Consider the following 26,063-nt stretch of genomic DNA (forward strand, 5'->3'; position numbering starts at 1 on the left):
CGCCCCTTATCACTGACCGAGGGTCAGGACCTTCTGCATCATGGCTTTGGCGGTGTTCATCATTTCCGCGTTGGTCTGGAACGAACGACTGGCGGAAATCATGTCTGCCATTTCCTCGACCACGTTGACGTTGGGGTAGTACACGTAGCCCTTTTCGTTCGCGGCAGGATGATTGGGTTCGTAGCGCGCATCGAGGTTGCTCTGGTCTTCGACCACACCCAACACCTGTACGCCCTGGCCGGCAGCATCCTGGCTCTGGAACAACGAGTCGCTGCCGCCGTTCTGACCGGCCTGGAACATGGTGGCGAACACCGGATGCCGGGCGCGGTAGGTCTGGTCGATGCTCGACGAGACCGTCTCGGCGTTGGCAATGTTACTGGCGACCGTGTTCAGACGCGTGGTCTGGGCGCTCATGCCACTACCGGCAATATTGAAAACACTGGATAGAGACATGGCTTACTCTCCGCGCAGGGCTGACATCAGCCCTTTGAATTTGCTGTTGAGCAGGGTGAAGCTGGCCTGGAAGTTCACCGAGTTCTCGGCGTAGTTCGATTGCTCCAACTGCGCATCGACGGTGTTCTGGTCGATCGACGGCTGCATCGGCGTGCGATACATCAGCGACTCATCGCCACTGCTCAGGCCCTGCGCTTCGATATGACGGTTATTGGTCATGTTCAAGGCGAAGGAGCCGTTCTTGGTCTTGTCGCTCTGTGCGGCGAGCACGGCGGCAAAGTCCAGGTCCCGAGCCTTGTAGTTCGGGGTGTCGGCGTTGGCGATGTTGTTAGCCAGGACTTCGGCACGCTGGGCGCGGAAGCCCAGGGCCTGTTCGTGGATACCGAGCGCTTTATCGAAGCTGATGCTCATGGCGGAGACCTTTAGGGGCTGACCTGCTTTTCGTAACAGGGATATAGCAAGCGCCATGCCAGGTTTATCAAGCCCAATAAATCAAGGGGTTAAGTAGAGGTTGCCGCCGGCAATGGCGGAAAAGCGGCAAGCGCTTTCCGCGAAACGTCAGGAAAGCGGCAATGGGGAGTTGCCGCTTTCCAAGGTCTGACACAAAAAAATGTGGGAGCGGCGGTGCGACGGTTCGACTTGCTCGCGAAGGGCGCACTTCAGTGTGTCAGTCAGCTATCAACCAACTTCACTACCGCCTTCGCGAGCAAGCCCGCTCCCACACAAGCCCCACCCCAAATGTTGGGTGGGGTGTTATTTAGCCTGGTAGATAATACCGGGGCTGCACTGCACCATCTGGTAATGGTCCGGCAAGCCGTTCAACGCTTCGGACGCGCCGAGGAACAGATAGCCACCGCGCTTGAGCGTGCCGTGGATGCGCAGCAGGATGTCCTTCTTCACTTCAGCCGAGAAGTAGATCAATACGTTGCGGCAAAACACGATGTCGAACTTGCCGAGACTGGCGTAGCTGTCCAGCAGGTTGAACGAGCGGAACTCCACACGGCTCTTGATCGGCGCCTTGACCGCCCAGCGCCCGGCGCCCTTGGGGTCGAAGTAACGCTGCAGGCGCTCCTGGGACAGGCCGCGACCCAGGGCGAGGCTGTCGTATTCGCCGGTCTTGCAGTTGGTCAGCATGGTGCCGGACAAATCAGTGGCAACAATTTGCACACCCGCTTTCAACTGGCCCATGTTGGTCCGCTCGAACTCATCGATGGACATCGACAGCGAATAGGGTTCCTGCCCCGATGAACACGCCGCCGACCAGATGCGCAAGCGCTGGCCGGGGCTGGCCTTGATGGCCTCGGGCAATACCTTGTTCTTGAGCACCTCGAAGGGGTAGGTATCACGAAACCACAAGGTTTCGTTGGTGGTCATGGCATCGACCACCATCTCCTTCAACCCGCTGCGCGGTTGACCCTGGATGCGCTGCACCAACTCGCCCAGGGACTTGATGCCCTGCTGTTCCATCAATTTGTTGAGACGGCTTGATACCAGGTATTGCTTGTTTTCACCGAGCAATATGCCACAGGCTTTTTCCAGGAATACCCGGAACTGTTCGAAATCCAAATTACCCGTAGACAATGAAACCGCCTCTTAACTCGTGTGACCGCCAGGGAGAAAGCCCCTAGCCGTGATCTGCAGATTTGATCCGTTCAACGACCCGGGAAGCCAGGTCATCTGGACGGAATTTGGCCAGGAAGTCATCGGCACCGACCTTCTTGACCATTGCCTGGTTGAATACACCGGACAATGAAGTATGCAGGATGATATGCAATTTTTGCATGCGTGGGTCGTTACGTATCTCGGCCGTGAGGGTGTAGCCGTCCATTTCCGGCATCTCGATGTCGGAAATCATCATCAGGAATTCTTCTTCCGGCTTCTTGCCTTCGTCCACCAGCTTGCGCAGATAGTCCAGGGCCTGGCGGCCGTCATTGAGTGCCACTACTTCGACACCAACGGTCTGCAGGCAACGGGACACCTGCTTGCGTGCCACAGAGGAGTCATCCACCGTCAACACCCGCAGGGACACGGCCTTCTGCTGGGTCTGCTCATCCACCACACCCACCGAAATATGCTCCGAAGTGGGCGCCACCTCTGCGAGGATCTTCTCCACGTCGATGATTTCCACCAACTGGTTATCGACCCGCGTCACTGCCGTGAGGTAGTGATCACGCCCGGTGCCCTTGGGTGGTGGATGGATCTCTTCCCAGTTCATGTTGACGATACGTTCCACCGAGCGCACCAGGAAACCCTGGGTCTTGGTGTTGTACTCGGTGATGATCACAAACGGACTCTCGCGGTCCTGCAAACCGGCAGAACCGGTGGCCATCGCCAGGTCAAGAATCGGAATCGTCGAGCCACGGATGTTGGCCACGCCACACACCACCGGGTTGGACTTGGGCATTATGGTGAGTTTGGGGCATTGCAGCACCTCCCGCACCTTGAAGACGTTGATGCCATATAGCTGCTTGCCATCGAGTCGAAACAGCAACAACTCCAGGCGATTCTGCCCTACCAGCTGTGTGCGCTGGTTCACTGAATCCATTACACCCGCCATGCCCAGACTCCTACGCTACAAAACTTACGGGTACGACGCGCACCCAACACGAAACGGCACGCGCTTTGCTTTTTATTGGCCATGGACATCAAAACGACAGTTTCCCGACGCCTTCGCTTGCCACAGTACCGCAGATTGCTCTGTGCCTGGATGGCGTTGCTTGCCTTGGGCGCAGGCCATCAGGCCCGTGCCGACAACGTCACCTTGCCTGATCTGCTTATCGGCGTCACTCAAGGCTTTCTTGAGTTCACTGTAGAAGATTATCTGGCGACCACCCAGACACCGGGCCGTTATGAAATCCAGGTCAACCAGTTGGACCCGCGTTTGCGCATGCCCATGTGCGACAAGGAATTGACAGGCTCCCTGGAAAGCCCCGCCCAGCCCATCGGCCGCGTGACCGTGCGCGTGCGCTGCGACGGCAGCTCGCCCTGGACGGTGTTTGTGCCGGCCCAGGTCCGCCTGTTTCGCGACGTAGTGACCGTCACACGCCCGCTCAAGCGTACCGGCATCATCGGTTTTGAAGACGTAGCCCTGCGTGAGCGGGACATCAGCCAGATCAGCCAGGGTTACCTCACCTCCGTGGACCAGGCCGTTGGGCAGAGACTGACCCGACCAATGGTCACCGACCAGGTCATTACCCTGGTTCACCTGGAACAGGCCGAAGTGGTGCGCAAGGGTGACCATGTGTTGATATCCGCCAGCAGCGGCGGCCTGAACGTGAAAATGCCGGGGGAAGCCCTGGCCAACGGCGGGATGAGCGAACAGATTCGCGTGAAGAACCTCAACTCCAAGCGCGTGATCAAGGCCCGGGTGACAGCCCCTGGCCAGGTGGAGGTGGCTTTATAGATCACTGGCGTGGGACGCTGGCTTTTCCTACACTGTGCGCATGATCTCGCTATGCACAGGTTTATTGTCGATCGAGCCTAAAGTTTGTCCGGGTATGGCCGAAAACATGGCAAGCGTCCAAATACCCAGAGGTTTTTTAACATGGTCATTGATTTCAGCCGATTGAACGGCGCCCAGGCAACGCCCGGCGGCACGCGTACCAACGCGGCCAAGGACAGCGTTGAAGCCAAGGCCCCGGCACTGCCTGCCAAGGCAGAACAAACCGCTTCGACCCAAAGTGGCGAATCGGTGCATTTGAGCAACGAGGCTCAACAGTTGCAGAAGATCACGGACTCGCTGCGCGATCAGCCGGTTGTCAATAAAGCCCGCGTGGCCGAATTGAAACAGGCGATTGCCGATGGCAGCTATCAGATCGACAACGACCGTTTAGCCGGCAAAATCATCAAAGCCGAGCGCTAGGCCAAGGCCTGCGCCAGGCTTTTGGACGCTTAAACCCCAAGGCCAGCCATGCACGACGAAAATCTGCTGCAACTGATCAACGAAGACCTGGCTCCGGCGCAACACCTGCTGGAGCTGCTTCAAGAAGAATTCGTGGCCCTCTATGGCCGCGATATGCGCCTGCTGGAAGATATCCTGGCACGCAAGCAATCGCTGATCATCCTGCTCGAACAGCACGGCCAGAAACGCAGCCAGATCCTGCTCAGCCTGGGCCTGCCCGCTGACCACAGCGGCCTGGAACAGCTGGCCAGCCATTCGTCGGTCGGCGACCAGTTGCTGGCCCAGAGCGCAGCGCTCAATCAGTTGTTGATCAGTTGCCAAGAGGCCAATGTGCTCAATGGCCAGTCGATCCAACTGCAGCAAGCTACCACCGCCAACCAGTTGCGCATCCTGCATGGTGGCGAACCTCCAGCACTGTATAACGCCCAAGGCTCCACCTCACGGCTGGTCAAGCCCAGCACCCTCAGCCAAGCCTGACGCCGGTTTATCGCGCGCCCTATCAAGGCACGCCACATGCTGGCAAAATGCCGGTTCTTGCGTGTAGTCGTATTTTGTCTGGAGATGGAAGAACCGTGTTCAACACCCTTAGCGCGGAAGATGCTCCGCAGCCACCCAAGGTCCTCACCACCCCTCTGGAAATTGCCAGCACCCTGCGGCTGCTGCAAGAGAGCCACGACCCGCTGATCATTACCTTCCACGAACGCAACCAGCGCTTCCAGAGCTACCTGGTGGATGTCGACAAGGACAGCAAGACCCTGAGCCTGGACGAAATGATCCCGCCCGAAGGTGAACGCTACCTGGAGAATGGCGAAGCGTTTCGTATCGAAGGCTTCCATGAAGGTGTACGCGTGGCCTGGGACAGCAATGGCACCCTGACCATTGGCGCAAAGGACGGCCACCGCATCTACAAGGGCAGCCTGCCGGAAGAAGTGGTCTACCATCAGCGGCGCAATGCCTTTCGTGCGGCATTGAAGCTGGCACAACTGGTGAATATCGAATTGGGCGGCGAGAAACTCAAGGCGCCCATCAGCGGCAAGTTGCTGGATATCTCCGCCACCGGCTGCAAGCTGCGCTTTGAAGGCGACATCTCCGAGCGCCTGCAACTGGGCCAGGTCTACGACCGTTTCATCGCCGCCCTGCCCTTTGGCAGCATGACCACGGCGGTGGAGTTGCGTTACCTGCACTTTGAAGAAAGGATCAACACCACCTTTGCCGGCGTGCGCTTTCACAACATGAGCGGCCTGGTGCAGCGCCAGGTCGAGCGTTTTGTTTACCAACTGCAGCGCGAGGCGCGACGGTTCGATAAAGACGACGACATGTAAACGTCGAACCATCGGCATAAAAAACGGGCAGCTCCTTTGGGAACTGCCCGTTTTTTTTGCTTCAAGGGCGGGCGCGGCTCAGGTCATGCGGGTGATCATCCGGGTCGGGATGCTCCGGCGGCTCGGGCTCGGGTTGCGGCGCAACTTCAGGCTCAGCCTCGGGCTCAGGCTCAGGCACGGCGGTTTGCATCTGGTCCTGGACCACCTGTTCATCGACACGCGGGTCGAGGGCGGCGACCAATGGCGAGCTGGACATGCTGTCGGGCATCGCCACGTGATGCAGCGGCGCGTCGTCCACCTGATGCAGGTTGGTCACAGCCTTGGGTCGAATGCGCCAGACCAGGATCAATGCGCACAAGCTGAAGAACGCATAGAGCATCTGGTTGCCAAACAGCTTCATGACCACACCCGCCAGCAACGGCCCGATACTCGCCCCCACACCGTAGGTCACCAGCAACATTGCCGTGAGGGACACCCGGCGATCACCTTCGACATGGTCGTTGGAAAACGCCACGGCCAGTGGATAGAGGCAGAACTGCACCAATGAACACAGGAAGCCGGCGATAAACAGTACTTCCAGCGGCACCTGGGTCATGATCGCCAGTGGCAACGCAGCCACCGCCAGGGCCAGGGCGAAACAGCGAATCAGCAACGCACGGTCATACCGATCCGACAGCCAGCCCAACGGCCATTGCACCAACAGGCCGGCAAAAATGCAGCTACCCATGAACAGACCGACCTGCTCGGTACTCAGCCCCTGCTGAGCCGCATACAGTGGCGCCAGACCGTAGAAGGAACCGACGATCAGACCTGCCCCCAACACCGTACTCAGGGACTGCGGCACGCGCTTGATAAAGAAGCGCGGCTCCATCGGCGCCGGATGCAAAGGCGCAGGGTGAATACGCCGGGTCATGGCGACCGGCACCAGGCACAGCGCAAAACACAATGCCACCAGCATCAGCAGCTCAAGCCCCAACTGAGGGTGCATGACCAGAATCAACTGGCCCAGCACCAGGCCCAGGTACGACGCGATCATATAACCGCTGAACACCACGCCGCGCTGCTTGGCATCCGCCTGCTCGTTGAGCCAGCTCTCGATGACCATGTACTGGCACATCATGCCCAGGCCGACAATGATCCGCAGGACGATCCAGGCCGGCAGCCAATCCACCAGACCATGACCGAGCACTGCCGCGCCGACGATCCCGGCGCAAGTGGCATAGGCACGGATATGCCCGACCCGGGCGATCAGGCGATGCCCGATCTTGCCACCCAGCACCAAGCCAAAATAGTTGGCAGCCATCAGCGCACCGACCCACAGGCTGTCGACGTTATCCGCCGCCAGGCGCAGGGCCAGGTAAGTACTGAGCAGGCCGGAGCCGATCAGCATCATCAAGGAAGCGAAATAAAGGGCTCGAAAAGATTTCCAGATCTGGCGCATCGGCGGTCCGAGCGGCTCCTTGCAGTGGGTGTCAGGCTATTCAGACTAGCCTGAGGGCGAAGCGTCGTTAAACCCAGGTACCCAACTACATCGGCACCCAGGGGTATTTTGATCCGGCAAACCTCGCGATCGTCGAAGCATGCAGCCTTCGATGAACTCGAGACCCAACAGTTCCTTCGCTGTTCAGATACGTGTCAGACGCACCTAGACAGGGGGCGAGGTACAAGGTTTTGACAATATATCTCGCCAACCCGCCCGAAGGCACTGGCCAGACGGCTAAGAAAACTGACCCCCACAAAAAAACCCCGCCAGAGCGATCTGGTCGGGGTTCTTTCACGTCACGGCCGGGTAGGCGGCGCAACTGCAGATGGTGTCCCAGGGCCGGTTCGAACGGCCAACCTTCCCCTTAGGAGGGGGATGCTCTATCCAATTGAGCTACTGGGACTAATGACAGGCGCAGAGCCAAATTGCACTGCGACAGACGGCGTGCATGTTAACGGCCAAGGTGAGTTTTGTCATGTCGTCCGTCAGCTTTTTAGGCGTAAGACTCCACCACTCCATACCCACGGCCGGCCCAGGTCCACAGGGCTGCCAAGTCTCATCGTGCAAAATGCACTAACACAAAAGGCCATCATTGCATCTTGCAACGAGCAGCACTTGCGAAGTCATTATAAACTATTGTTTTTAAAGGATATTTATCGATCTAGAAGCTGGCACGATGACTGCACTCTTTACCTTATCAATCTGTCCTGCACATGAACACGGGGAAACACCCATGAACAGCACCCTCCTGCTTCTGAACGCACTGGCCCTGGCCGTCCTGGTGATGTTCCAGTTCCAGAACAGTAGCGACAGCGATGCGGCACAGCTCAGCCACACAGGCAGCCACCAGACACAGCAACGAGCACAATTGGCGGTGATGACAGCCAATGGCCAACCCTCTGTCCAACTGGCACAAGGTGCGCAGGCCGCCAGCACTTCTGAACACTGGATTTTCTAAGCGAGCCGATCATGACCAAGACCACCTGGTTGCTTCTTTCCCTGACAATCGCCACCGGTATCCTGGGGTTCAACGCAACGTCGAATTATTGGCAGATCCTTTCTCTGAGCGCCTGCGCCGTCTTCGCCAGCGCATGGGTGATTGCCGCGATTGTCGGGCGCCGCTTCAAATTCGACCCGGTCCTGCGCTGAATAGCCGATTCACCCTCCTCGCTCCAGCCCTCGCCTATCGCCCGACCTTATGTCGCCTCGGCTCGCAAATCGGCCATTTGCCACTAGTCTTAAAATTAAGGGCAAAAGGCCACATTGCTATAGGATGTGCGCCCGAAAACCCTCTCGCGTCGAGAGCCCGCGCCGCGTTTACGGCGTGGAAAAGTTTTCCAACCAGTCCGCAAATTTGAAAATGAGTACTGGCATAACGCCTTTAGTAAGTTCAATATTTGTCACAGAATTGACGCCAAGGAACTGGCAAATTTGAGGCATGATGCGGCCTCTTTGCAATTCAGGTTGAACATTTGTTCGCAAGCCTTGTCCTAACACACATCTTGCGGCCAATTCCAAAAACCGCTCCCCTGAACTAACCGGTTAAATATATGCGCCCATTGAAACAGGCAATTTATTCCAGCCGTACGGCTGACAAGTTCGTCGTACGTCTGCCAGACGGAATGCGGGAACGCATTGCCGAGGTGGCTCGCAATCATCACCGCAGCATGAATTCTGAAATCATCGCGCGCATGGAGCAAAGCCTTATTCAGGAAGGCGCGTTGGGTGACGAACTGAGCATGCGCATGGACAGCCCGGAGCTGTCACTGCACGAACGCGAGCTGCTGCAGCGGTTTCGCCAACTGTCCCACCGTCAGCAAAATGCGCTTGTGTCGCTGATTGCCCATGACGTCGAGGCAGCCGCAGAAGCCGAATAATCGGCAACTGAAAGCTGAAGCCAGCCTTGCGCTGGCTTTTTTTGCCTGGAATTTAGGGGCGACTCGCGAAAAACCAAGGGGACCGATTTTCTATTGGTGCCCGGCGTTATCGTTAACGATTTTCGCGAGCAAGCTCGCTCCTACAGAAGTGGGAGCGAGCTGCGGGTCAGAGCAGGAAGATCGTCGCCAAGCCCAGGAAGATGAAGAAGCCACCACTGTCGGTCATGGCGGTGATCATCACACTGGCGCCCATCGCAGGGTCGCGCCCAAGGCGTGCCAGGGTCATAGGGATCAATACCCCCATCAACGCTGCCAGCAACAGGTTGAGCGTCATGGCCGCTGTCATGACCACCCCCAGGGACCAACTGCCATACAGCAGATAGGCCACCACACCAATGACACCACCCCACACCAGGCCATTGATCAGACCCACCGCCAATTCCTTGCGCATCAAGCGCGAAGTATTGCCCGTACTCACCTGATCCAGGGCCATCGCCCGTACGATCATGGTGATGGTCTGGTTACCCGAGTTGCCGCCAATACCGGCCACGATGGGCATCAGCGCTGCCAACGCCACCAGCTTCTCGATAGAGCCCTCAAACAGGCCAATCACCCGCGATGCAATGAACGCAGTGACCAGGTTGACCGCCAGCCACGCCCAACGGTTACTCAGGGATCGCCAGACTGACGCAAAAATATCTTCCTCTTCACGCAGACCCGCCATGTTGAGGACTTCGTTTTCGCTTTCTTCACGGATCAGGTCGACCATCTCGTCGATGGTCAAACGGCCGATAAGCTTGCCGTTCTTGTCGACCACCGGGGCCGAGATCAAGTCATAACGCTCAAATGCCTGGGCGGCATCATAGGCATCTTCATCAGGATGAAAACTGACCGGGTCGCTGGCCATGACCTCGGCCACCTGCTTGTCCGGATCGTTGACCAGCAGGCGCTTGATCGGCAGCACGCCCTTGAGGATGCCTTCATAGTCGACCACAAACAGCTTGTCTGTGTGCCCGGGCAGCTCCTTGAGGCGCCGCAGGTAACGCAGGACAACTTCCAGGCTGACATCCTCACGGATGGTCACCATTTCGAAGTCCATCAGCGCACCGACCTGCTCCTCGTCATAGGACAACGCGGAGCGCACTCGCTCACGCTGCTGGCCGTCGAGGGTCTCCATCAGCTCATGGACAACGTCACGGGGCAGTTCAGGGGCCAGGTCGGCCAGCTCGTCGGCGTCCATCTCCTTGGCCGCAGCCAGGAGCTCGTGATCGTCCATGTCGGCGATCAGGGTCTCACGCACCGAGTCGGATACTTCAAGGAGGATGTCGCCATCGCGATCAGCCTTGACCAGTTGCCAAAGCGTCAGACGGTCGTCCAGCGGCAAGGCTTCAAGGATGTAGGCAACGTCGGCAGAGTGCAGGTCATCGAGCTTGCGCTGCAATTCGACGAGATTCTGCCGGTGGACCAGGTTCTCGACCCGGTCATGATGAGGACCTTCCTGGCGATGGGTCAGATCTTCGACCACACGCTGGCGATGCAGCAACTCGACGACTTGCGCCAGGCGATCCTGCAGGCTTTCTTGTGTTTTCTTTACTTCTACTTCGGTCATAGGCGAACTCCACTCCCAGCAGCGGGGCACGCCGGAAGGATCAATCAGTCAATTCATGATTGGTAAAACGGGGTACTGAGTAACTACTGGGTAAGTCCATGGAGGTATTCCACAAGCCCCGGCGGGGCTGACGGGCGCAATGATACACGTTGCGCCCGCTTTAAACGTTAAAAAACTGGAAAGAACAAGCGCTTGCGCAGCAAAGCTGAGTATTGGCCGAACGTATGAAACTGCGACGACACCGACAGAAAAGAAAACACATAGGCGAGAGAAAAACATGCGCGACCGAGATAGGCCCAACAAAAAACACTCGACCCGCAACAGGAAAATAAAAAAACCCAAACGGCAAAAAGCCCGCACTAGGCGGGCTTTTTGTTTGTATGGTGCACTCGACAGGATTCGAACCTGTGACCGCTCGGTTCGTAGCCGAGTACTCTATCCAGCTGAGCTACGAGTGCAGATTGTGGTTTTATACCAGATCACAACTGGTTGGAGCCAAGTTACCTGCATTGCTGCAACTAACTCTTAAATGGTGCACTCGACAGGATTCGAACCTGTGACCGCTCGGTTCGTAGCCGAGTACTCTATCCAGCTGAGCTACGAGTGCATTTGTTGCCGCGCATTATAGGCCGTTCAATCTCTATGTAAAGCTATTTTTTCGTTTAATTTCAACAACTTAGCGAAAAAACCAGATTGCAACGTACTAAGCAAATAATGGCGGAGAACGGGGGATTCGAACCCCCGACACCCTTTTGAGGTGTACTCCCTTAGCAGGGGAGCGCCTTCGGCCACTCGGCCAGCTCTCCGCAACACGGGGCGTATATTAACCAGCTTCATCCCCGTTTGCAAACATAAAAAACGATAAAAATTAATGGCTTGGTTCGTCGTCCTTCTCTTTCTTGATCCGCAGGTAGATTTCCTCACGGTGGACGGCCACCTCTTTGGGGGCATTGACCCCAATCCGCACTTGATTGCCTTTGACGCCAAGCACGGTCACGGTGATTTCGCCATCACCAATAATCAGGCTTTCTGCGCATCGACGAGTCAGAATCAGCATACCTTTCTCCTCACGCATTTCATTTCGGGAACAACAGTCTGCAAAAAAAGGCCTTGGCCCCATGACCCAGCGGCCATGACCCTACATGCCTAAGTATTGTCGAGCGCGGACAAAAGAACAGGCCTGCACCCTCACCCGACAAAAAAGAAAGGCGCGGATCAACCGCGCCTTCCTGGCAACGCGTTACTCGCCCTGTCGAGCCGGCGCGTCCAGTTCGAAAGCGGTATGCAGTGCACGCACAGCCAGCTCCAGGTACTTCTCTTCGATCACCACCGACACCTTGATCTCCGAGGTGGAGATCATCTGGATATTGATGGTCTCCTTGGCCAGGGATTCGAACATGCGGCTGGCAACACCTGCATGGGAGCGCATACCCACACCTACGATCGACACCTTGGCGATCTTGGTGTCGCCCACCACTTCACGGGCGCCGATCTCCTTGGCGGTGTTCTGCAGGATACGTTCGGCCGCGTCGTACTCGTTGCGGTGCACGGTGAAGGTGAAGTCGGTGGTGTTATCGTGCGCAACGTTCTGCACGATCATGTCGACTTCAATGTTCGCGCCACTGATCGGCCCAAGAATCTTGAATGCCACGCCCGGGGTGTCTGGCACGCCACGGATGGTCAGCTTGGCTTCATCGCGATTAAAGGCGATGCCGGAAATGATCGGCTGTTCCATGGATTCCTCTTCATCAATAGTAATGAGGGTGCCCGGACCCTCTTTAAAGCTGTGCAATACGCGCAGCGGTACGTTGTACTTGCCGGCGAACTCCACCGCACGGATCTGCAGCACCTTGGAGCCGAGGCTGGCCATTTCCAGCATCTCTTCGAAGGTGATCTTGTCCAGGCGCTGGGCCACGGACACCACGCGCGGATCGGTAGTGTAGACGCCGTCCACATCCGTGTAGATCTGGCATTCGTCAGCCTTCAAGGCTGCCGCCAGCGCCACACCAGTGGTGTCGGAGCCACCACGGCCCAAGGTCGTGATATTGCCGTGCTCGTCAACGCCCTGGAAACCGGCGACGACTACTACGCGACCGGCCTTCAGGTCACCACGAATCTTCTGGTCGTCAATCTGCAGGATGCGCGCCTTGGTATGCGCGCTGTCTGTCAGGATCCGTACCTGAGTGCCAGTGTAGGACACCGCCGGAACGCCACGCTTGTTCAGCGCCATGGCCAACAGGGCAATGGTCACCTGCTCGCCCGTGGACACGATCACATCCAGCTCACGTGCCAGCGGAGCTTGATCACCACTGATTTGCTTGGCCAGCTCGATCAGGCGATTGGTCTCGCCGCTCATGGCCGACAGCACCACAACCAGGTCGTCGCCCGCATCGCGGAATTTCTTAACCTTGTCGGCGACCTGCTCGATTCTTTCGACAGAGCCGACCGAGGTGCCTCCAAATTTCTGTACGATCAAAGCCATTTCTAAGCCGCCTCAGCCCGTAAAGGGGCGCCCAATAAACAAATCTTCCAGTACCTAGGCAAGCCCATGCCTTAAGCATGGGCCCGCCGACAGCGCCTTAAATACCGGCTTCGACAAATGGCACGGTCAGGGCCAGCGCCGCGTCCAGGGCTCCAGCGTCTACACCACCGCCTTGCGCCATGTCCGGACGACCGCCGCCCTTGCCGCCCACTGCCGCAGCAGCTTGCTTCATCAAATCACCGGCCTTGAGTTGGCCAGTCAGGTCCTTGGTTACACCGGCAACCAGTACGACCTTTTCCTCATGGACACTGCCGAGCAGGATCACTGCGCGGCCGAGCTTGTTCTTCAACTGATCAACCAAGGCCAACAACGCCTTGCCGTCCTGACCGTCCAGGCGTGCGGCCAGAACCTTCACGCCCTTGATGTCCAGTGCCGAGGCCGACAAGTCGTCGCCCGCTGCGCTGGCCGCCTTGGCTTGCAACTGCTCCAGCTGTTTTTCCAGCAGGCGGTTGCGCTCCAGTACGGCAGAGAGCTTGTCGATCAGATTGTCACGGCTGCCCTTGACCAGGGTCGCCGCTTCCTTGAGTTGTTCTTCGGCCGCATTGAGATAGGCCAGGGCCGCAGCACCGGTCACTGCCTCGATACGCCGTACACCGGAAGCCACACCGCCTTCGCTGATGATTTTCAGCAGGCCGATGTCGCCGGTGCGCTTGGCATGGATACCACCGCACAGCTCCACGGAGAAGCTGCCGCCCATGCTCAGCACGCGCACGTTGTCGCCGTATTTCTCGCCGAACAGCGCCATGGCGCCTTTGGCCTTGGCGGTCTCGATGTCGGTTTCTTCGGTTTGCACCGGGGTGTTCTTGCGCACCTCGGCGTTGACGATATCTTCCAGGGCCTTGATCTGCTCAGGCTTGATCGCTTCGAAGTGGCTGAAGTCGAAGCGCAGGCGCTGGCTGTCGACCAACGAACCCTTCTGCTGGACGTGCTCGCCCAGTACCTGGCGCAGCGCGGCGTGCAGCAAGTGGGTGGCCGAGTGGTTCAGCGCAGTAGCGTGGCGCACGTCGGCGTCCACCTGGGTTTCCACTGGCGCGCCCACCAGCAGGCTGCCCGACGCCAGCACACCGTGGTGCAGGAACGCGCCGCCGGTCTTGGTGGTGTCACGCACATCAAAACGACCGGAGGCTGCCTTGAGCACACCACAGTCGCCAATCTGGCCACCGGATTCGGCGTAGAACGGCGTCTGATCAAGGACCACCACGCCCTCATCGCCTTCATTCAACACATCAACCGATTGGCCTTCTTTATAGAGGGCAACCACCTTGGCCGAACCGTTGGTGGCGGTGTAACCGGTAAATTCGGTGGCCACGTCAACCTTCACCAGGCTGTTGTAGTCCATGCCAAAGGAGCTGGCCGAACGTGCGCGCACGCGCTGGGCTTCCATCTCGCGCTCGAAACCGGCCTCGTCGAGGGTCAGGTTGCGCTCGCGGGCGATATCGCCGGTCAGGTCCATCGGGAAGCCGTAGGTGTCGTAGAGCTTGAACACCACATCACCCGGCACCACGTCGCCTTTCAACTCGGCGAGGTCTTGCTCGAGGATTTTCAGGCCCTGCTCCAGGGTCTTGGCGAACTGCTCTTCTTCAGCCTTGAGCACGCGCTCAATGTGCGCCTGGTTCTGGGTGAGCTCGGGGAACGCCTGGCCCATCTCGGCCACCAGGGCCGCGACGATCTGGTAGAAGAAGCTGCCGCTGGCGCCCAGCTTGTTGCCGTGACGGCAGGCGCGACGAATGATGCGACGCAGCACGTAGCCACGGCCTTCGTTGGATGGCAACACGCCATCGGCAATCAGGAAGCCGCAGGAACGGATGTGGTCAGCCACCACTTTGAGCGATGCCTGGTCGTCGTTGGCGCAGCCGATGGCCTTGGCCGCCGCCGCCAGCAGGCTTTGGAACAGGTCGATTTCGTAGTTGGAGTGCACGTGCTGCATCACCGCACTGATCCGCTCAAGGCCCATGCCGGTGTCGACCGACGGCGCTGGCAACGGATGCAACACGCCATCAGCGGTGCGGTTGAACTGCATGAACACGTTGTTCCAGATCTCGATGTAGCGGTCGCCGTCTTCCTCTGGCGAACCCGGTGGGCCGCCCCAGATGTCGGCGCCGTGATCGTAGAAGATCTCGGTGCACGGGCCGCACGGGCCGGTATCGCCCATGGTCCAGAAGTTGTCGGAGGCGTACGGGGCGCCTTTGTTGTCGCCGATACGCACCATGCGCTCGGCCGGCACGCCGACTTCCTTGGTCCAGATGTCGTAGGCCTCGTCATCGCTGGCGTAGACCGTGACCCAGAGTTTTTCCTTCGGCAGTTTCAGCACGCCAGTGAGGAAGGTCCAGGCGAAGTTGATCGCGTCTTGCTTGAAATAGTCGCCAAAGCTGAAGTTGCCGAGCATTTCGAAAAAGGTGTGGTGACGGGCGGTATAGCCGACGTTTTCCAGGTCGTTGTGCTTACCACCGGCGCGCACGCACTTCTGGCTGCTGACAGCACGGGTGTAGGCGCGTTTTTCCTGGCCCAGGAAGCAGTCCTTGAACTGGTTCATCCCCGCGTTGGTGAACAGCAGGGTTGGGTCATTGCCTGGGATCAAAGAGCTGGAGGAGACACGGGTGTGACCTTGCTCTTCGAAGAAGCGAAGGAAGGCTTCACGGATTTCTGCGCTTTTCATTAGGTTCTTCCACGGAGGCTGCGGCCAAAGGCCAGTGCGCAACATCATCAGACGGAGCGACGGCAAAGGGCCGCATTATATCGGCCCTTTGCCCGTGGTACAGCGTGTTTATACGATAGAAACAGTCAATTAGACGGTCTGCACTGTCATTTCCGGGAAAACTCGACAAATGTCGCCAACACTTGTTCGATCTGTGCCCGGCTGACGTCCAGGTGCGTGACCATGCGCAGGCGCGGCGCCGCACTCAACTTGATCCCGCGATCCTCGGCAAAGGCTTTCAGCGCCTGGGCCTGCTCGCCGATCTGCACGTAGACCATGTTGGTCTGTACCGGCTCCACGCTATAACCGGCCTTGCGCAGCTCGTCGCCCAACCACAAGGCATTGGCGTGGTCTTCGGCCAGGCGTGCCACCTGATGGTCCAGGGCATACAGCCCCGCCGCTGCCAGCGAACCGGCCTGGCGCATGCCACCGCCGACCATCTTGCGCAAACGGCGAGCCTTGGCGATCAACGCACTGGAGCCGCACAGCACCGAGCCCACCGGCGCGCCAAGGCCCTTGGACAGGCATACCGAGACCGAATCGAAATGCTGGGTAATCTCCCGCGCATCCACACCCAGCTTGACCGCTGCGTTGTACAGGCGCGCGCCGTCCAAGTGCAGGGCCAGGCCATGCTCACGGGTAAACGCGCGTGCGGCAGCCAGGTAGCTGATGGGCAGCACTTTGCCCTGCATGGTGTTTTCCAGGGCCAACAGCCGGGTGCGGGCGAAGTGGAAGTCATCCGGCTTGATCGCTTCTGCGACCTGGGCCAGGTCCAGCGAACCGTCGGCCTGGACTTCCAGGGGCTGCGGCTGGATCGAGCCCAGCACCGCCGCGCCGCCGCCCTCGTATTTGTAGGTGTGGGCTTGCTGGCCGACGATGTATTCCTCGCCCCGCTCGCAGTGAGCCATCAGCGCCAGCAGGTTGCTCATGGTACCGGTAGGCACGAACAGCGCGGCGGCAAAGCCCAGGCGCTTGGCCAGTTCGGCCTCAAGGTGGTTGACGCTGGGGTCTTCACCGTAGACATCATCGCCGCTCGGCGCGCTGGCCATGGCATCGCGCATGCCTGGGGTGGGTTGGGTCACGGTGTCGCTACGAAGATCAATCACGGACATCAAGCTGGCCTCTGCGTGTGGGGAGTTCCCTGTTGTAACCGATTACTGCGGGTATCACGGGCAAATATCAACCCCTGCCCTTGTAGGATTCGGCTTGCCGGCTCCTACAGGGGCAGCCCGCAAACCTGTCGATAGTCGATATCAACAAGCACCCTATGCAGTTTTTCGAAATGTATGGTAAAAACTCTCCGCTGCCAGGGTTCTGGTGGCAACGTTCTCAGGGCGGGGTGTAATTCCCCACCGGCGGTAATTGCGTGCAATACGCATAGCCCGCGAGCGCTTGGCGCCTCGAACTGCTTATGCAGGACGGCGGCAAGGTCAGCAGACCCGGTGTGATCCCGGGGCCGACGGTCATAGTCCGGATGAAGAGAGAACGGGATTGGCGCCTAAGGGCCGTGTGCGAGAAATCATGCCTGGCATGATCGATTCGGCCGTACCCTTAAATCCCATTCGATTCATAACGCCCTGTTTTTTTCATAAACAGGAGTCAGAACATGCAACCCACCGCAATCGACAGCAAGAGCAAAAACCATCACGGTGAGCGCGTCGCGTTTATCCAGGCTTGCTGGCACAAAGATATTGTTGATCAGAGCCGTAAAGGCTTCCTCGCCGAAATGATCGCCCAGGGCTACCAGGAATCGGATATCGATTTCTTTGAAGTCGGCGGCGCCTTTGAAATGCCCCTGCACGCCAAGCTGCTGGCCAAGTCCGGCCGCTACGCCGGCATCGTCGCCGCCGCGCTGGTGGTGGACGGTGGGATCTACCGCCATGAATTCGTCGCGCAATCAGTGGTCAGCGGCCTGATGCAGGTGCAGTTGGAAACTGAAGTGCCAGTGTTCTCGGTGTCCCTCACCCCGCATCATTTCCACGCGGGCAGCGAGCATCACAACTTCTTCTTTGAGCACTTTGTGCACAAGGGCAAGGAAGCCGCGCAGACCTGTGCCGATACCCTGCACAAGATCCGTGCGATCCGCCGCAATGAGCCACGCGCCTTAGCAGTCTAAGCCGCACCGCAAAACCAATTGTGGGAGCGGGCTTGCTCGCTCCCACATTTGGATCTAGGCCAGGCCGGCGTCTGTGGTCGGCACAATCAGGATGCCTGCCCGCAAGCCATTCTTGACCTTGGGGTTGGGGAAGATGATGCGCGCGCCCTCCTCCTCGATCACCCAGCGGGTCTTGGCAATGTCCTCGGCCAGCAGATAGCCCTTCTCCAGTGGCGAAAAATTCTCCACGTCCGCCGGCAAATGCAGGGTGAAGGCGTCGCTGTGCTTGATCACTTCCCGGGCCACGCTGAACAACTTCAGGCCGTCCAGGCCGTCGGTGGCCGGCTCGTTGCCTTCGATGATCTGTATGAGGCGGGTTTCCAGGCGCGATACATCCACCCCCTGGTTCTGCCCGAATGGCCGGGCCTTGCCCAACTCCAGGGTGAACGACTCAGCGCCCAGTTGCTCGTAGGTAAACGCGGTGAAGGTAATGGAGGTCTTGTTCTGCAACAGCACCGCTTCCATCCCCGCCGCCCGCAGGCGGGCCAGTTCGGCGCGGGAGTGCTGGCGCCCTTCTTTGAACGGATAAAGCGCGAACTGCTCGATCTTCGAGCCACGAATCGCCGTATGCAGGTCGTAGTGCAAACGACTACGGTCAGGCACGCTGAAGAAGGTACGGGCCAACTGTTCGAGCTCGGCCGCGCGCATCGCTTCCGGGCCGATGCTTTGTTCGTGACGGCCATTGAACAGCCGGTTGACGTCCTGTTCGAGGTAACGCTCGCCACGACGCATGGCCTCGGGGTTACCGAACAGGAACAGAATACGGGTGCGGGGCTTGATCTCCCCACGGGCGATGCCATGCAGCAAACGGTCGGCCAATTCGATCGGCGCGGTTTCGTTGCCATGGATGCCGGACGACAGCAGCACGTCGGCGCCGTTGTCCCGGGCTTGTGGAGGCCGCACTTCGAGTGCGCCCTCACTGAGCCAGCGCATCTGCACGCCGTCGACAGTCAGTTGAATTTTTTGCGCCGGTTCACGACCGGCGAGGGTCAGTTCAAGCAGTTTGCCGAGGGCGAGCATAGAGCAGCTTCCTTAGTGGTTGCAGCCTGGGCCGTGGACGTGATCGTCGTCATCACCTTCAACATCGGCCGGTTCCATTTCCAGCTGCAGGCTCATCAGGTTGGTGGCCAGGGGACGCATCAGCAGGTTGGCGTATTCGGCATCACCTTCTTCCACATCCACGCCGATCAGCAGTTGGCCACGGCCGTCGTGCTGGATCCAGATTTCCTTGCCCTGCCATACCACGGCCAGGCGAGTGCAGGAGGTTTCCAGCTGGGTGCCGTCGGTGTCTTCAAGGATCAGCTTCAGGGTATCGGTGGTCATAAATAGGTCTCAGCCGTGGGGTATTAATTGATCTGGAAAGGATAAACCGTGCCCAGTTTAAGGATTTGCGTCAGTTCATCCAATGCCGTGCGACATTCAAGCAGCAACTGCGGGTCAGCCAGGTCGGTTTCGCGCAGGCTATCGCGGTAGTGCTTGTCGACCCATTGGGTCAACGTTTCATACAGCGGTGCAGTCATGATAACCCCTGGATTGACCGCCGCCAGTTCACTCTCCTTCAACGCTACGCGCAAACGCAGGCAGGCCGGGCCACCGCCGTTCTGCATGCTTTGCTTGAGGTCGAAGACTTTGACTTCGCCGATCGGCCCGCCGGAGCTGGTCAGGCTTTGCAGGTAGTGCCAGACGCGCTCGTTGTTGCGGCACTCTTCGGGCACGATCAGCAACATCGACCCGTCAGCGCGGCTCAGCAACTGGCTGTTGAACAGGTAGGAACGCACGGCGTCTTCGACACTGACCAGGGCGCGGGGTACGCAGATCGCCTGGAAGTTGCCGCCGACCTTGCCCAGCTTGGCCTGCAGTTCAGCGAGCATCTGGTCGGTATTGAGGAACGCATCCTCGTGATAGAACAGCACTTCACCGTTGCCCACAGCGATCACGTCGTTGTGGAACACCCCGGCATCAATCACCGCCGGGTTCTGCTGGCCGTAGACCACCCCGTCATCCTGCAGGCCGTGCAAGCGCGCAACTGCCTGGGACGCTTCGAGGGTCTGGCGCGCCGGGTACTTTTGCGGCGCCGGGTAGCGCGTGTCGAACGCACTGCGGCCAAACACGAAAAACTCCACGCCCGCCTCGCCATATTCGCGGCAGAAACGCGTGTGGTTGGCCGCGCCTTCGTCACCGAACTGCGCCACCGCCGGCAACGCGGCGTGGTGGGCGAAGTGCTGCTGATCGGCAAACATCGCCCCCAGCACGCGGCTGGTGGTCGGGTGTTCGATGCTGCGGTGGTATTTGCAGTTGAGGTTCGCGGCAGTGAAATGCACACGCCCGTCAAAGGTGTCGGCGCTCGGGCTGACAGTGGCGGCGTTGGCCACCCACATGCTCGATGCGGAACAGCTGGCAACCAGCAACGGCATGGCTTGCTTGGCCGCCTGCTGGATCACCTGGGCATCGCTGCCGGCAAAGCCAAGGCGGCGCAGCGCGGCCACATCCGGACGTTCCTGGGGCGCCAGTACACCTTGCACAAAACCCATGTCCATCAGGGCTTTCATTTTCGCCAGGCCCTGCAGCGCCGCTTCCTTGGGGTTGGAGGATTGCTGGCTGTTGCTCTGGGACGCGACGTTGCCGTAGGACAAACCGCCGTAGTTATGGGTCGGCCCCACGAGACCGTCAAAATTGACTTCACAGGATTTCATCGGCGAGGCTCCACGAACATCTGTTTTTATAAACAATCTTCATCACACCACAGATCGAATGTGGGAGCGGGCTTGCTCGCGAAGGCGGCGGACCAGTTACCTAATCTATCAACTGACAGACCGCATTCGCGAGCAAGCCCGCTCCCACATTTTTAGATCAGCGTAATGCCAGGGGTGAGGGTTGCTGGCAGCACCAAACTCGGGGTCTCCAACGACGCCACCGGGTACGCGCAATAATCCGCTGCGTAATAGGCACTGGCGCGATGATTGCCCGACGCCCCTACCCCACCAAATGGCGCGGTGCTCGCCGCGCCGGTCAGCTGTTTGTTCCAGTTGACGATACCCGCACGGCTTTGCAGCCAGAACTGCTGGTAGCGCGCCTCGGAGTCCGACAGCAAGCCAGCGGCCAGGCCGTACTGAGTGTTGTTGGCTTCACTGATCGCCGCTTCGAAATCCGCGTAGCGAATCACTTGCAGCAACGGGCCGAACAGCTCTTCGTCCTCACGCTCGGTCACGGCAGTCACGTCGATGATGCCAGGCGTCAACAAGGCTGCCTGCGCCTGGGGCTGGGTCATTTCCAGCAGCGCCACGGCGCCGTTGGCCAGCATCAGCTCCTGGGCATCCATCAAGGCCTTGGCCGCGCCCAGGGAAATCACCGAACCCATGAAGGGTGGCGGTTGCTGGTCGAAGGCGCCCACGGCAATCGTCGCGCTGACGGCAACCAGGCGCGCCAGCAGTGCATCACCCCAGGCGCCTTCCGGCACCAGCAGGCGCCGGGCGCAGGTGCAGCGCTGGCCGGCCGAAATGAAAGCGGACTGGATGATGGTGTAGACCGCCGCATCGACATCGGCCACCTGATCGACCACCAGCGGGTTGTTGCCGCCCATTTCCAGCGCCAGGATCTTGTCCGGGCGCCCGGCGAATTGCTGGTGCAGGTGGTTGCCGGTGCGGCTGGAGCCGGTGAAGAACAAACCGTCGATCCCCGGGTTGGCGGCCAGGGCAATCCCGGTCTCCCGCGCGCCTTGCAGCAGGTTCAAGACGCCCGCCGGCAGGCCGGCTTCGACCCAGCACTGCACGGTCAGCTCGGCCACTCTAGGGGTCAGCTCGCTCGGCTTGAACAACACGGTGTTGCCCGCGAGCAAGGCCGGCACGATATGCCCGTTGGGCAAGTGGCCGGGGAAGTTGTAGGGACCGAACACCGCGACCACGCCGTGCGGCTTGTGGCGCAACACGGCGGTGGCGTCGCCCAGGGGGCCGCTCTTCTCGCCGGTACGTTCGCGGTAGCTCTGCACCGAGATCGCGATTTTGTTAGCCATGCTGGTGACTTCGGTAGCCGACTCCCACAGCGGCTTGCCGGTTTCTTCGCCGATGCAACGGGCGATTTCATCGGCGCGGCTTTTCAAGGTCGCGGCGAAGGTTTCCAGCACGCCGATGCGCTCTTCCAGCGGGCGCATGGCCCAGGCCGGGAAGGCCTGGCGGGCGGCCTGCACGGCGGACTCAACCTGCTCGACGGTGGCGCCATTGCCGGCCCAAACCACTTGCTGGGTCACCGGATTCAGCGACTCAAAGCGTTCACCCTGGCCAGCCAGCCAGCTCCCTGCGATATACAGCGAATTCATTATTTCGACTCCCGGGCAGCAGACAACGACACGGCACGCACTTGATCACCGGCCACCAGTTGCAGGCGCTTGGCGGTCAGCGGATCGACCACCAGGGTGCCAGCCGCCAGGCGCGCCGGTGCGGCGGTGATGCGGCAATCTTCACGTTTACGGTTATGCATCAGGAACGGCGTGGCGTCGTCCCCCGGCGTGCCGATGGCCAGCACCAGCGCCTGGCTGTCACGCACCGCACGGATCTTGCCGGTCTCACACTCCACCGCAGGACCTGCGTCGAAAATATCGACGTAGCCCTGGTAGCTGAAGCCTTCGCTCTTGAGCATGCTCAAGGCCGGCTCGGTGTCGGGATGGACCTTGCCGATCACGTTGCGCGCGTCCTCGGACAAGAAGCAGGTGTACAGCGGGAACTTGGGCATCAGTTCGGCGATAAACGCCTTGTTACCCACGCCGGTGAGGTAGTCGGCCTGGCTGAACTCCATCTTGAAGAAGTGCCGGCCCAGGCTTTCCCAGAACGGCGAACGCCCGGCCTCGTTGGACACACCGCGCATCTCGGCAATGATCTTGTTGCCGAACAGTTGCGGGAACTCGGCAATGAACAGCATCCGCGCCTTGGCCAGCATGCGGCCGTTGAGGCCGTTGCGGTAATCGGCATGCAGGAACAGCGAGCACAGCTCGGAGTTGCCCGTCAGATCGTTGGCCAGGAACAGCGTGGGGATCTCGCGGTAGATATTCAGCTCCTGGGAGGCGCTGACCGTCAGACCGACCCGGAAGTTGTACCAAGGCTCACGCAGGCCGACCGCACCGGCGATCGCCGAAATCCCCACCACGCGGCCTTCGTCGTTTTCCAGCACAAACAGGTAGTCGGCATCACCACGCCCGGCTTCGCCGCGAAAGGTCTTTTCAGCCCAGCCAACCCGGTGGGTCAGGCGCTCTTCGTTGGCCGGCAAGGTGGTAAGGCCGGTGCCGGTGCTGCGCGCCAGATCAATCAGGGCCGGTAAATCGCTGCTGCGTACGGGACGAACGATCATGCTATCTCCTCGGACGGGCCGCCTGTTACAGGCCACCCGTTAAACTCTGCTTTAAACCGCTACCAGACGCACACTGGCGCCTTCGCCGACGCCCAGGGCTTCGGCTGCTTCCAGGTCCAGGGTCACTGGCTTGCCTGGCGCGTAGTCCAGTTCCAGCATCACCGCACGGTAATCCTGCAACTGCGCGTTGCTCACCAGGTACTGGCGGCCGACGCCCTTGACCATTTCGCCGACCTTCACCGGCACCACGCGGCTCTGGGCAATCGAACGGATGCCAGAAACCCGTGCATGCAGGGTCGGGCCACCGTCGAAGATGTCGATGTAATGGTCGGTTTCAAAACCTTCGCGCATCAGGATGTCGAAGGTGATCTGCGCACGCGGGTGCACCTGGCCCATGGCTTCCTGGGCTTCGTCGGGCAACAGCGGCACGTAGATCGGGTAATGGGGCATCAGTTCGGCGAGGAACGTGCGGCTCTTCAACCCACACAGGCGCTCGGCGGCGGCGTAGTTGAGGTCGAAGAAGTTGCGGCCGATGGCATCCCAGAACGGCGAATCACCGTTCTCGTCGCTATAGCCGACAATCTCGGTCACCACCGAGTCAGCGAAGCGCTCGGGGTGGCTGGCGACAAACAGCAGGCGGCCACGGGAATTGAGTTCCGACCAGGCCGACCCCACCAGTTCCGGCACCACGTAGAAACTGGTCAGCAAGCTGTTGCCGGTCAGGTCGTGGCATTGGGACAGGACGTGGATCTTGTTGTGGATCTTCAGTTCGCGGGACGCGTGGACGAAGGTCTCGTTGCGAAAGCTGTAGAACGGCTCGGAATACCCGGCCGAAGCGACGATGGCCGAACAGCCCACCAGCTTGCCGGCGACGGTGTCTTCAAGGACAAAGAAATAGCTTTCTTCACCATTGAAACTCACTTCGGCGGCGAAGGACGCTTCGCTGGCGGCGATCTTGTCGCTCAGGCGTTCAACGTCATCCGGCAGGGAAGTGACACCAATCGGGCTGTCCGCAGCCAGGCGCTGTACCTCGCCCAGATCAGCCATTTGCGCGGGGCGCATCACCAGCATGGTGTCACTCCTTAACTCGAAAACTTCATAAAAAAATGCCGGACACTGAACCTGGAATCACCCAGGTCCCAATGTGGGAGCGGGCTTGCCCGCGATTGCGGTGGGCCAGTCACAACAACGTCGACTGACAGATCGCTATCGCGGGCAAGCCCGCTCCCACATTTGATCCGGTTCGTTAGACAAATGTGTTTCTATCAGGCTTGCGTCAGCGTTTTTACAGCACGTTCAAAACGATCCAGGCCTTCGGTGATATCCGCGTCTTCCACCACCAGGCTCGGGGCAAAACGCACCACGTCCGGGCCGGCTTGCAGGATCATCAGGTTTTCTTTCTCGGCAGCGTTGAACACATCCTTGGCCTTGCCTTTGAACGCGTCGCTCAATACGCAACCGAGCAGCAGGCCCATGCCACGGACTTGGGTGAAGATCCCGTACTGCTTGCCGATCTGCTCCAGGCGGGCCTTGAACAGGTCATGCTTGGCGTTGACGCCTGCCAGCACTTCAGGAGTGTTGATCACGTCGATCACCGCTTCGGCTACCGCACACGCCAGCGGGTTGCCGCCGTAGGTGGTGCCGTGGGTACCGACCACCAGGTGCTTGGCCAGGTCTTCACGGGTCAGCATCGCGGCAATCGGGAAACCACCGCCCAGGCTCTTGGCGCTGGTCAGGATGTCGGGCACCACGCCGTAGTGCTGGTAGGCAAACAGGTGGCCGCTGCGGCCCATGCCGGTCTGCACTTCGTCGAACACCAGCAGCGCATTGTTGGCATCGCACAGGTCACGGGCGCCTTGCAGGTAAGCAAGTTCGGCCGGCAATACACCGCCTTCGCCCTGGATCGGCTCCAGGACCACCGCGCAGGTCTTGTCCGACACGGCGGCTTTGAGCGCTTCCAGGTCGTTGAACGGAACGTGGGTGATACCGGTGATTTTAGGACCGAAACCGTCGGAGTATTTCGACTGGCCACCGACGTTGACGGTAAACAGGGTGCGGCCGTGGAAACTGTTCAGGGCGGCGATGATCTCGTATTTCTCGCTGCCGAAACGGTCGAACGCCACGCGACGGGCCAGCTTGAAGGCGGCCTCGTTGGCTTCGGCGCCGGAGTTGCAGAAGAACACGCGCTCGGCAAAGGTCGCATCGATCAGCTTATGGGCCAGGCGCAAGGCCGGCTCATTGGTGAAGACGTTGGAGACGTGCCACAGCTTGTTGGCCTGTTCGGTCAGTGCACCGACCAGCGCCGGGTGGGCGTGGCCCAGCACGTTCACTGCGATGCCGCCGGCAAAGTCGATCAGCTCGCGACCCGCCTGGTCCCACACGCGCGAACCTTCGCCACGCACAGGGATGAAAGCGGCAGGTGCGTAGTTAGGCACCATGACCTGGTCGAAATCGGCACGTTGCACCGGGGCTTGCTCAACGGACATCGGAGTCTCCTGAAGAGGAACGCCTGCCTGGAACTGGCGGGCGATGCAGGGATTGTAAGGACAGTTTTCAGAGCGGCCTTGCCGCCAAGCGACAACTTCTTATAGCGCCAACCCGTGTTTTGCGCGGGTTTACGCCAATGCGACAAATAGCGTCGCAAAGGCGCAGTTTAAACCGTGCGCAGGCTTTGTGGGCAGGGGATGAC

The 26,063-nt window shown here is 59.6% G+C and carries 25 protein-coding genes, 4 tRNA genes and 1 riboswitch; of the genes, 8 read left to right on the top strand and 21 right to left on the bottom strand.

Annotation, left to right across the window (positions count from 1 at the left end; genetic code table 11):
* Nucleotides 1–9: 9 nt before the first annotated feature.
* The 4 genes from flgC to GDV60_RS20045 all read right to left on the bottom strand — a co-directional run bounded on the left by flgC (nt 10) and on the right by GDV60_RS20045 (nt 3,010).
* Nucleotides 10–453: a flagellar basal body rod protein FlgC gene (gene flgC, locus GDV60_RS20030; RefSeq protein WP_029294486.1), complete on the bottom strand. Its 444-nt coding sequence runs from the start codon at nt 451–453 to the stop codon at nt 10–12.
* Between the two features lie 3 nt (nt 454–456).
* Entirely contained in the window at nt 457–864 is a 408-nt protein-coding gene (gene flgB, locus GDV60_RS20035; RefSeq protein ID WP_057439685.1) for a flagellar basal body rod protein FlgB, read from the bottom strand.
* 342 nt (nt 865–1,206) lie between these two features.
* Nucleotides 1,207–2,034 carry a protein-glutamate O-methyltransferase CheR gene (gene cheR / locus GDV60_RS20040; RefSeq protein ID WP_029294484.1) on the bottom strand — a complete coding sequence of 276 codons (828 nt, stop codon included), beginning with the start codon at nt 2,032–2,034 and terminating at the stop codon, nt 1,207–1,209.
* Nucleotides 2,035–2,077: 43 nt separating this feature from the next.
* On the bottom strand, nt 2,078–3,010 hold the full coding sequence (locus tag GDV60_RS20045) for a chemotaxis protein CheV (RefSeq protein WP_029294483.1): 933 nt from the start codon (nt 3,008–3,010) through the stop codon (nt 2,078–2,080).
* An 81-nt stretch (nt 3,011–3,091) separates the two neighbouring features.
* On the opposite strand from GDV60_RS20045, the gene flgA reads away from it, so the two are divergent.
* The 4 genes from flgA to GDV60_RS20065 all read left to right on the top strand — a co-directional run bounded on the left by flgA (nt 3,092) and on the right by GDV60_RS20065 (nt 5,676).
* Nucleotides 3,092–3,856: a flagellar basal body P-ring formation chaperone FlgA gene (gene flgA, locus GDV60_RS20050; RefSeq protein WP_159908555.1), complete on the top strand. Its 765-nt coding sequence runs from the start codon at nt 3,092–3,094 to the stop codon at nt 3,854–3,856.
* Between the two features lie 141 nt (nt 3,857–3,997).
* Nucleotides 3,998–4,315, top strand: a complete 318-nt coding sequence (gene flgM / locus GDV60_RS20055) for a flagellar biosynthesis anti-sigma factor FlgM (RefSeq protein ID WP_029294481.1) — start codon at nt 3,998–4,000, stop codon at nt 4,313–4,315.
* A gap of 48 nt (nt 4,316–4,363) precedes the next feature.
* Nucleotides 4,364–4,831, top strand: coding sequence for a flagella synthesis protein FlgN (locus GDV60_RS20060; RefSeq protein WP_029294480.1), 468 nt, complete (start codon nt 4,364–4,366; stop codon nt 4,829–4,831).
* Nucleotides 4,832–4,926: 95 nt separating this feature from the next.
* On the top strand, nt 4,927–5,676 hold the full coding sequence (locus tag GDV60_RS20065; RefSeq protein ID WP_029294479.1) for a flagellar brake protein: 750 nt from the start codon (nt 4,927–4,929) through the stop codon (nt 5,674–5,676).
* Between the two features lie 61 nt (nt 5,677–5,737).
* Here GDV60_RS20065 and GDV60_RS20070 read toward each other — a convergent pair whose 3' ends face one another.
* Both GDV60_RS20070 and GDV60_RS20075 read right to left on the bottom strand, forming a co-directional pair.
* Nucleotides 5,738–7,117 carry an MFS transporter gene (locus GDV60_RS20070; protein ID WP_029294478.1) on the bottom strand — a complete coding sequence of 460 codons (1,380 nt, stop codon included), beginning with the start codon at nt 7,115–7,117 and terminating at the stop codon, nt 5,738–5,740.
* A 368-nt stretch (nt 7,118–7,485) separates the two neighbouring features.
* Nucleotides 7,486–7,562 (bottom strand) — tRNA-Arg (locus GDV60_RS20075).
* 330 nt (nt 7,563–7,892) lie between these two features.
* Between GDV60_RS20075 and GDV60_RS20080 the strand changes: the two genes are divergently transcribed.
* The 3 genes from GDV60_RS20080 to GDV60_RS20090 all read left to right on the top strand — a co-directional run bounded on the left by GDV60_RS20080 (nt 7,893) and on the right by GDV60_RS20090 (nt 9,036).
* Entirely contained in the window at nt 7,893–8,117 is a 225-nt protein-coding gene (locus tag GDV60_RS20080; protein WP_029294477.1) for a hypothetical protein, read from the top strand.
* Between the two features lie 11 nt (nt 8,118–8,128).
* Nucleotides 8,129–8,308: a PA3371 family protein gene (locus tag GDV60_RS20085; protein WP_154906759.1), complete on the top strand. Its 180-nt coding sequence runs from the start codon at nt 8,129–8,131 to the stop codon at nt 8,306–8,308.
* A 401-nt stretch (nt 8,309–8,709) separates the two neighbouring features.
* Nucleotides 8,710–9,036: an Arc family DNA-binding protein gene (locus GDV60_RS20090; protein WP_029294475.1), complete on the top strand. Its 327-nt coding sequence runs from the start codon at nt 8,710–8,712 to the stop codon at nt 9,034–9,036.
* Between the two features lie 166 nt (nt 9,037–9,202).
* On the opposite strand, the gene mgtE is transcribed toward GDV60_RS20090, so the two are convergent.
* The 8 genes from mgtE to ltaE form a co-directional block, all read right to left on the bottom strand.
* Nucleotides 9,203–10,645 carry a magnesium transporter gene (mgtE, locus tag GDV60_RS20095; RefSeq protein WP_029294474.1) on the bottom strand — a complete coding sequence of 481 codons (1,443 nt, stop codon included), beginning with the start codon at nt 10,643–10,645 and terminating at the stop codon, nt 9,203–9,205.
* Nucleotides 10,646–11,026: 381 nt separating this feature from the next.
* Nucleotides 11,027–11,103 (bottom strand) — tRNA-Arg (locus GDV60_RS20100).
* Between the two features lie 72 nt (nt 11,104–11,175).
* Nucleotides 11,176–11,252 (bottom strand) — tRNA-Arg (locus GDV60_RS20105).
* A gap of 108 nt (nt 11,253–11,360) precedes the next feature.
* A tRNA-Ser gene (locus GDV60_RS20110) sits at nt 11,361–11,451 on the bottom strand.
* Between the two features lie 62 nt (nt 11,452–11,513).
* The gene (csrA, locus tag GDV60_RS20115; protein WP_003178872.1) at nt 11,514–11,702 is read right to left on the bottom strand and encodes a carbon storage regulator CsrA; all 189 of its coding nucleotides are present in this window, start codon (nt 11,700–11,702) and stop codon (nt 11,514–11,516) included.
* Nucleotides 11,703–11,885: 183 nt separating this feature from the next.
* On the bottom strand, nt 11,886–13,127 hold the full coding sequence (locus GDV60_RS20120) for an aspartate kinase (RefSeq protein ID WP_029294469.1): 1,242 nt from the start codon (nt 13,125–13,127) through the stop codon (nt 11,886–11,888).
* 97 nt (nt 13,128–13,224) lie between these two features.
* The gene (gene alaS / locus GDV60_RS20125) at nt 13,225–15,843 is read right to left on the bottom strand and encodes an alanine--tRNA ligase (protein WP_092237642.1); all 2,619 of its coding nucleotides are present in this window, start codon (nt 15,841–15,843) and stop codon (nt 13,225–13,227) included.
* Nucleotides 15,844–15,989: 146 nt separating this feature from the next.
* The gene (ltaE, locus tag GDV60_RS20130) at nt 15,990–16,994 is read right to left on the bottom strand and encodes a low-specificity L-threonine aldolase (RefSeq protein ID WP_133715414.1); all 1,005 of its coding nucleotides are present in this window, start codon (nt 16,992–16,994) and stop codon (nt 15,990–15,992) included.
* Nucleotides 16,995–17,203: 209 nt separating this feature from the next.
* Nucleotides 17,204–17,373: riboswitch (FMN riboswitch) on the top strand.
* Between the two features lie 115 nt (nt 17,374–17,488).
* Here ltaE and GDV60_RS20135 point away from each other — a divergent pair.
* The gene (locus GDV60_RS20135; RefSeq protein ID WP_029294462.1) at nt 17,489–17,998 is read left to right on the top strand and encodes a 6,7-dimethyl-8-ribityllumazine synthase; all 510 of its coding nucleotides are present in this window, start codon (nt 17,489–17,491) and stop codon (nt 17,996–17,998) included.
* A 54-nt stretch (nt 17,999–18,052) separates the two neighbouring features.
* Here the strand turns inward: GDV60_RS20135 and astE are convergent, their stop codons facing one another.
* The 7 genes from astE to GDV60_RS20170 all read right to left on the bottom strand — a co-directional run bounded on the left by astE (nt 18,053) and on the right by GDV60_RS20170 (nt 25,860).
* Nucleotides 18,053–19,057 (bottom strand): succinylglutamate desuccinylase, encoded by a 1,005-nt coding sequence (astE, locus tag GDV60_RS20140; RefSeq protein ID WP_159908557.1) that lies wholly within the window; start codon nt 19,055–19,057, stop codon nt 18,053–18,055.
* A 12-nt stretch (nt 19,058–19,069) separates the two neighbouring features.
* Nucleotides 19,070–19,360, bottom strand: coding sequence for a hypothetical protein (locus GDV60_RS20145; RefSeq protein ID WP_029294458.1), 291 nt, complete (start codon nt 19,358–19,360; stop codon nt 19,070–19,072).
* Between the two features lie 23 nt (nt 19,361–19,383).
* Nucleotides 19,384–20,730 carry an N-succinylarginine dihydrolase gene (gene astB / locus GDV60_RS20150; RefSeq protein ID WP_159908559.1) on the bottom strand — a complete coding sequence of 449 codons (1,347 nt, stop codon included), beginning with the start codon at nt 20,728–20,730 and terminating at the stop codon, nt 19,384–19,386.
* A 152-nt stretch (nt 20,731–20,882) separates the two neighbouring features.
* Entirely contained in the window at nt 20,883–22,352 is a 1,470-nt protein-coding gene (gene astD / locus GDV60_RS20155) for a succinylglutamate-semialdehyde dehydrogenase (RefSeq protein WP_169871674.1), read from the bottom strand.
* The gene (gene astA / locus GDV60_RS20160; RefSeq protein WP_070994679.1) at nt 22,349–23,374 is read right to left on the bottom strand and encodes an arginine N-succinyltransferase; all 1,026 of its coding nucleotides are present in this window, start codon (nt 23,372–23,374) and stop codon (nt 22,349–22,351) included. The genes astD and astA overlap by 4 nt, the downstream gene beginning before the upstream one ends.
* Nucleotides 23,375–23,425: 51 nt before the next feature.
* Nucleotides 23,426–24,445: an arginine/ornithine succinyltransferase subunit alpha gene (gene aruF, locus GDV60_RS20165; RefSeq protein WP_029294448.1), complete on the bottom strand. Its 1,020-nt coding sequence runs from the start codon at nt 24,443–24,445 to the stop codon at nt 23,426–23,428.
* 194 nt (nt 24,446–24,639) lie between these two features.
* The gene (locus GDV60_RS20170) at nt 24,640–25,860 is read right to left on the bottom strand and encodes an aspartate aminotransferase family protein (protein ID WP_029294446.1); all 1,221 of its coding nucleotides are present in this window, start codon (nt 25,858–25,860) and stop codon (nt 24,640–24,642) included.
* Nucleotides 25,861–26,063 lie beyond the last annotated feature (203 nt).

This window comes from Pseudomonas sp. DTU12.1, from assembly GCF_009873475.1.
GTDB classification, from domain to species: Bacteria; Pseudomonadota; Gammaproteobacteria; order Pseudomonadales; family Pseudomonadaceae; genus Aquipseudomonas; species Aquipseudomonas proteolytica.